The sequence below is a fragment of the Pseudomonas sp. MD195_PC81_125 genome, from assembly GCF_014060985.1.
GTDB classification, from domain to species: domain Bacteria; phylum Pseudomonadota; class Gammaproteobacteria; order Pseudomonadales; family Pseudomonadaceae; genus Aquipseudomonas; species Aquipseudomonas parakoreensis.
Genome location: NZ_JABULD010000042.1, coordinates 1 through 6521, shown reverse-complemented (window position 1 = coordinate 6521; position 6521 = coordinate 1). Strand labels below are relative to the sequence as shown.

At 60.0% G+C, this 6521-nt stretch carries 4 protein-coding genes and 2 pseudogenes; 3 read left to right on the top strand and 3 right to left on the bottom strand.

The window, feature by feature from the left end:
- Window positions 1-53: 53 nt before the first annotated feature.
- The 3 genes and pseudogenes from HT737_RS02370 to HT737_RS02360 all read right to left on the bottom strand — a co-directional run bounded on the left by HT737_RS02370 (window position 54) and on the right by HT737_RS02360 (window position 4421).
- Window positions 54-1724, bottom strand: coding sequence for an ATP-binding protein (locus HT737_RS02370; RefSeq protein WP_182401288.1), 1671 nt, complete (start codon window positions 1722-1724; stop codon window positions 54-56).
- Window positions 1721-3224: pseudogene (locus HT737_RS02365) on the bottom strand (ATPase domain-containing protein). Before HT737_RS02365 ends, HT737_RS02370 begins: the two are co-directional and overlap by 4 nt.
- Before the next feature lie 140 nt (window positions 3225-3364).
- Window positions 3365-4421, bottom strand: a pseudogene (locus tag HT737_RS02360) (tetratricopeptide repeat protein).
- Between the two features lie 239 nt (window positions 4422-4660).
- On the opposite strand from HT737_RS02360, the gene HT737_RS02355 reads away from it, so the two are divergent.
- The 3 genes from HT737_RS02355 (at window position 4661) to HT737_RS02345 (ending at window position 6472) form a co-directional block, all read left to right on the top strand.
- The gene (locus HT737_RS02355) at window positions 4661-4960 is read left to right on the top strand and encodes a DUF5629 family protein (RefSeq protein ID WP_131670256.1); all 300 of its coding nucleotides are present in this window, start codon (window positions 4661-4663) and stop codon (window positions 4958-4960) included.
- The gene (locus HT737_RS02350) at window positions 4960-6135 is read left to right on the top strand and encodes a lactonase family protein (protein WP_047293898.1); all 1176 of its coding nucleotides are present in this window, start codon (window positions 4960-4962) and stop codon (window positions 6133-6135) included. Before HT737_RS02355 ends, HT737_RS02350 begins: the two co-directional genes overlap by 1 nt.
- A gap of 157 nt (window positions 6136-6292) precedes the next feature.
- Window positions 6293-6472, top strand: a complete 180-nt coding sequence (locus HT737_RS02345) for a hypothetical protein (protein ID WP_041062495.1) — start codon at window positions 6293-6295, stop codon at window positions 6470-6472.
- The last annotated feature ends 49 nt before the right edge of the window (window positions 6473-6521 follow it).

Sequence of the window (6521 nt, the reverse complement as noted above, 5' to 3'; positions counted from 1 at the left end):
TTTTAAATCAAAAAATCGCAGCCTGCGGCAGCTCCTACAGGCGTTTTTGGGGGTCAGTTCTTGATCATCTCGCGGACCTTGGCGGTCAGCAGATCAAAGGTGAACGGCTTGGTGATCATCTGCATGCCCGGGTCGAGGAAGCCGCCGCGCACAGCGGCGTGCTCGGCATAACCGGTAATGAACAGCACCTTCAGCCCCGGCCGGTACTGCCGACCGATTTCCGCCAGTTGCCGGCCGTTCATGCCCGGCAGGCCGACGTCACTGATCAACAGATCAATGCGCTGCGTCGAGTTGAGGATCGGTAAGGCGCCATCGGCATCGCCGGCTTCGACAAATGCATAACCCAACTCACTGAGCACTGCACTGACCAGCACGCGCACGGCAGGGTCGTCTTCGACGATCAACACCGTCTCGCCGTCCATCGCCTCCGGGGCCTGTTGAACAGCGGACACCGGATGCTCCAGTTCCTCGCCGCGGAAGCGCGGCAGGTACAGTTTGACCGTGGTGCCCTGATCGATTTCGCTGTCGATCGAGACGTGACCACGGGACTGTTTGCTGAATCCATAAATCATCGACAGGCCCAAACCGGTGCCCTGGCCGATCGGTTTGGTGGTGAAGAATGGGTCGAACGCGCGGTTGATCACGCTCTGTGGCATGCCGCTGCCGTTGTCGGTGACGCTGAGCATGACGTACTCGCCAGGTTCGAGGTTGGTGTAGGCCTCGGTGAATGCCTGTTCAAGGACCTGATTGCTGGTTTCGACCACCAGTTTGCCACCCTCGGGCATTGCATCCCGGGCGTTGAGCACCAGGTTGAGCAGGGCGCTCTCCAGTTGATTGGGGTCGGCTTCAGCGACCCACAAATCGTCGTTCAGGCGCATGTCGAGCTGAATGCTTTCGTTGAGGCTGCGTTGCAGCAACTCGCCCATCGACAGCACCAGGGTATTCATCTGCACGGCTTTGGAGTCCAGCGATTGCCGGCGGGAAAATGCCAGCAAACGGTGGGTCAGGCCGGCGGCGCGGTTGGCTGAGGTGACGCCCAGATCGATCAGGCTGTCGAGGTCATCAAGGCGCCCGCGAGCCAGTCGCCGGCGCAGTAATTCAAGGCTGCCGATGATCCCGGTGAGCATGTTGTTGAAGTCGTGAGCAATACCGCCGGTGAGCTGACCGACCGCTTCCATTTTCTGCGACTGGCGCAAGGCTTCCTCGTTGTGGCGAAGCTGCGCGGTGCGTTCCTCGACTTGCTGCTCGAGGGTTTCAAGGGTTGATTGCAGGCGCCGTTCACTTTCACTCAGATCGATCAGGCGATCACGGGCTTCGTACTGTCGTCGTCGCCCGCGCAGGGCGGTGGATACCAGACTGACCAGGGTCGCCGGATGAAACGGACGCTCGAGAAAGGTCACGTTGCCCAATAATTCACTCAGGCGTGAGGAGGGGCCTTGTTCGGGGCCGCCGTGGTGCGTCAGCAAGACGATCGGCAGATCCGACCAGGCCGGTTGCTGCTCCAGAAAATGCAGAAGCGTTTCCAGTTCCGGGCCGCGCAACGCTTCGGCGGCAATCAACAAGAGCCCGGCGCCAGGTTCCAGTTCAGCGCACAATGCGCCCAGATCCGGGGTGATGACCCCGCCGTAACCCGCCTCATTGAGGATCATCAGCGCCACTTGGCTGTCGCGGCCCATGGGCGCGAGAATCAGCGCCCGTTCCGGCAGTGAAACGGAGGCTGTCACAAGGCTTCTTCCCGCAACAGCGGATTGCTGGCGCCAAGGTAAGTCGGTACGCCCCGCAACACACCCTGGAACGCTTCCAGCGGTTCGCCAATGGTCATGCCCTGGCCCGAAATGCGGAATTCACGGATGGTCGACTCGTGGTTGCCGGTGCGTTTCTTGATAATGGAAATGGCTCGGCGGACTTTGCCGATGGCTTCGAAGTAGCGCAGCAGGATCACCGTGTCGGCCAGGTAAGTGATATCGACCGGCGCCTGCATGTCGCCGACCAGACCATGTTGGGCAACCGTCATGAATGTCGCCGCACCTTTGCGGTTCAGATACAGCAGCAACTCATGCATGTGCAGCACCAGCGCGTTTTCTTCCGGCATCGCGGCCTGATAGCCGTTGATACTGTCGATCACGACGGTCTTGATGTTGCCCTCATCGACGCAGCGACGCACCCGGTGCGAGAACTCGCCGGGGGGACAGTTCGGCGGCGTCCACCTGATCGATCAGCAGGTTGCCGGTCGCTTGCAGGGCCTTGAGGTCGATGCCGATATTTTTCATCCGCTCGAAGAGCAGACCCAGCTCTTCATCAAAGATGAACAGCGCTGCCTTTTCACCGCGTGCTACGGCAGCGGCAGCAAAGATCATTGAAATCAGCGATTTGCCGGTACCGGCCGGGCCCAGGATCAATGTGCTGGAACCGGTCTCGATGCCACCACCGAGCAGGGCGTCCATTTCCTTGATGCCGCTGGTCAATTGCAGGCGTGGATAGTCGCCACGGTGTTCGGCAGCGACCAGGCGCGGAAATACATGGACCCCGTCGCCCATGATGGTGAAGTCATGGTAACCGCCACGGTACTTTTGCCCGCGGTACTTGATGATGCGTACGCGGCGGCGCTCGGCGCCGTAATTGGGGGTCAGCTCTTCGAGGCGGATGACGCCGTGGGCGACGCTGTGCACGGTCTTGTCGAGGGACTCGGTGGTCAGGTCGTCAAGCAGCAGGACCGTGGCGTCGTAACGCACGAAGTAATGTTTGATCGCCAGAATCTGCCGGCGGTAACGCAGCGAGCTTTGCGCCAGCAGGCGGATCTCCGACAGGCTGTCGAGCACTACACGGGTCGGTTTGAAGCGCTCGACCACCTCGAAAATCTGCTTGGTGGCTTCACCGAGCTCAAGGTCGGAGGAGTACAGCAGGCTTTGCTGATGTTCGGCGTTGAGCAGGCTTTCCGGCGGTGTCAGCTCGAAAATCTCGATGTTCTCGTTCAGTTCCCAGCCATGAGAGGCTGCGCCCTGGCGCAGTTCACGCTCGGTTTCCGACAGTGTGATGTACAGACAGCGTTCGCCGGCACGGGCGCCCGCCAACAGGAAATGCAACGCGACGGTGGTTTTGCCTGTACCGGGTTCACCCTCGAGCAAAAACACATGCCCTCGGGACAGACCACCGGCGAGGATGTCATCCAGGCCAATGATGCCGGTGGCGGCTTTTGCACTGATCAACTCGTTGGACGTAGACAAAGAATGCCCTCTCATGACTAGGGGAATCGAGGCAGCAGGCTGTACCAGCCGTTGTGCTCTACCTGATTACTTGACCGCTGCCGCTCATGACGGTTCCGAGGTTTCGATAGCAAAGTGTCATTGAATCAGCGGCCAACGGCTTAAAGTCCCTGCTGCAGGGCTGGGTCGTCGGGGTTCATCTGCTCCAGTTGCGCCAGCAGAATCTGCACGTTCTGCAACTGTCCGCTTTCCTTCCAGTAATTGATCAACAGCACCCGAGCCTTACGGTCGGCGGGGTGGCGCTGCACGACTTCCTGCAATTGTTTTTGCGCCGCTTCCAGTTCTTCGGCGGCATGCAGGGTGGTGGCGAGGTCGTAGCGGTAATCCTTGTTGTCCGGTTCCAGTTCGACAGCTTTGGACAAGCCGAGCAGGGCGAACTCACGCTGGCCGTGGTGCAACAGCCAAAGGCCCAAGGCGTGTTGCAGATAGGCGGAATCCGGCTGGGCCTGCAGTTGTTTGGCGAGCAACTGGCGCGCGGCGTCGCTCTGACCCTGGCGATCGAGCACATCGATTTGCATCACCAGCGCCGGCAGGTTGCCCGGTTCCAGACGCAGCGTGTTGTCCAGCGCTTGCTGCGCCTGTTTGAGCTCGGCGTTGTGCAGATACAGGCGCGCCAGCTGCGCAAAGGTGGCGGCGCTTTCCGGTTGGCCCTTGAGCACTTGTTCCCAGCCATCGATGGCTTGCTGCAACGGGGCGAAATACAGACCCAGCTCATCTGGCGTCAGACCGAGGAGGGCGTTGATCGCGGCAAAACGCACGTTTTGATCTTCATCGTCGAGCATCGGCCCGAGCAGCAGGCTGCGTTGCCCGCCAGGCACCAGCCCGACCACACTTTGAATCGCTGCCAGCCGGACTTCCGGGGCTTCGTTCTGCAGATGGGCATCGGCCAGTTTCAGCGCTTGTGGGCTTGGATAGTTGGGCAGTTCGGCCAGCAGCCAGACGCTGCGCTTGGCCGACAAGTCCGGGCGCCCCAATTGCTGGTACAACTGCCGCGCCGCCCCGGGCTGCCCAGAGCGGGCCGCCGTCAGGGCTTCGCTGTAGCCGCGCTTGATCGCCTCGGGCACTACCGGGGGCGGTGGAGCGCAGAGATAACCAGGCAACGACGATGATCAGCACGAGGCCAAGGCTGATGAGCAGGTAGCGGCGGGACTGAGGCATGCGATTTCCGTGAACGGGTGTTCTTTAGCAGAGGGGCAAGCTTCGGTCAGAGAAGGCCATGAGTCAAACCCGTGCTTGCGAATTCACCTGTAGGAGCTGCCGCAGGCTGCGATCTTTTTGACTTTTGATTTTTTAAAAAAACAAAGATCAAAAAGATCGCACCTTCGGCAGCTCCTACAGAGGGATCGAGGCGCTATAAGCTATCATTGGCCCTTTCCCCCCTAGAAAGACTGTTTGCCATGACTGCCCAAACCCTTCTCAACGCCCTCGAACACTGCGGCATGGTCGAAATCGATGGCTTGCACGCCTTCGAGTTCGCCCTCGACGAAGACGACAACCTGCACATTGAATGCATCGACGGCCGAGAGGCCAAGCATTGGGAATTCACGCCGGCTCAGGTTGAAGCAGCAACGTTTGATGAAGACCTGCAAAGCTGGCTGATCATTGGCTACGCCAGCGACACCAAGACCACCGGCGAACACCGTCTGGTGTGCCTCGGTGACGTGGTCAGCAGCAGCGACGACGAGGACGACAATTAATGAACATGCGTAAATTCTGGCCACTGCTGATGGCCGGCAGCGTCGGTGCGATGGGCCTGTCCAGTGCCAGCGCCGAGAGCTATCAATTGCTGGTCGGTTCCTACACCGCCGGCACCAGCCAGGGCATCTATCGAATGAATTTCGACAGCGCCACCGGCCAGATCGCCGCCAAGCCGCTGCAAGTGGTGAAGAGCGAAAACCCGTCATGGCTGACCTTGTCCAAAGACCAGAAGCAGCTGTTCGTGGTCAATGAAAACGGTCCCGGCCAGAAAGACCCGGTCGGCCGCGTCAGCAGCTATTCGATCGATCCCAAGACCCACACTCTGACCCTGATCAATCAAGTGCAGAGCCTGGGCAACGAGCCGACCCACTCGAGCCTCAGCGGCGATGCCAGCCATCTGTTCGTCAGCAACTATTCGGTGGTGGAAGATCCGGGTGGCACCCTCGCGGTGTTGCCGGTCGGTGCTGACGGCAAACTCAAACCGGTGGTGCAGATGAGCGCGCACCCGGCGAGCCGGGTCAACCCCGAGCGTCAGGCCTCGAACCACGTGCACTCGACGGTGTCCTCGCCGGATGGCCGCTACGTGTTCTCCAACGACCTGGGGGCGGACAAGGTCTTCATCTACCAGTTCGACCCGAAAGCCAACCCGGAGCTGCCGTTGACCCCGGCGAAAACTGCTTCGGTGAGCCTGCCGGCCGGCAGCGGCCCGCGTCACTTGCTGTTCAGCGCGGACGGCAAGCATGCCTGGCTGACCATGGAAATGAGCGCACAGGTCGCAGTGTTCGACTATCACGACGGCGTGCTGACCCAGACGCAACTGGTCGATCTGGCTGCCGGTCAGCCGACCTCGGACAAAGCCGCTGCCGCGCTGCATGCCTCGGCCGATGGCAAGTTCCTCTACGTCAGCAACCGTGGTACCGCCAACCAACTGGTGGTCTTTGCGATCGATCCGGCGAGCGGCCAGCTCAAGGAACTGCAAAAACGTTCGGTGGAAGGCGATCACCCGCGCGAATTCAGCCTCGATCCAAGTGGCAAATTCCTGTTGATCGCCAACCAGAAGAGCAACGAAATTGTCGTCGTCGAGCGTGACGCCAAGACCGGTCTGCTCGGCAAAACCGTGCAGAAACTACCGATGGACGCGCCCAGTGACCTGAAGTTTATCGTGCGACAATAAGCCACAGGCCCCGGTTTACGGGGCCTGTCTCTTTGTATTAATCGCGCTGATATCCGGTAATGCTACAAAGCATTTCAAGCGATCAACCCTCGAGCGTTAAGTTTGCTTCACGGCCCAACCGGGCAAAGCAAGCCAACCGAACACGAGGGTTACCGCCATGAACTTCAATCTCTTCTCCGTCATCGCCGCTTCCGCCATCTCCGCCACCGTTGCATTGCCAGCCAGTGCCAACGTTGAAATCGCCAGCAAAAAATCCCACACCCAGAGCTACACCCAGAAATACCTGCAACAGAGCGCCAACTTCTACGCCGCGCTGGATCACAAAGCCCAACACTGAAAGTCTGATTTGGCACCACTCCCTGTAGGAGCTGCCGAAGGCTGCGATC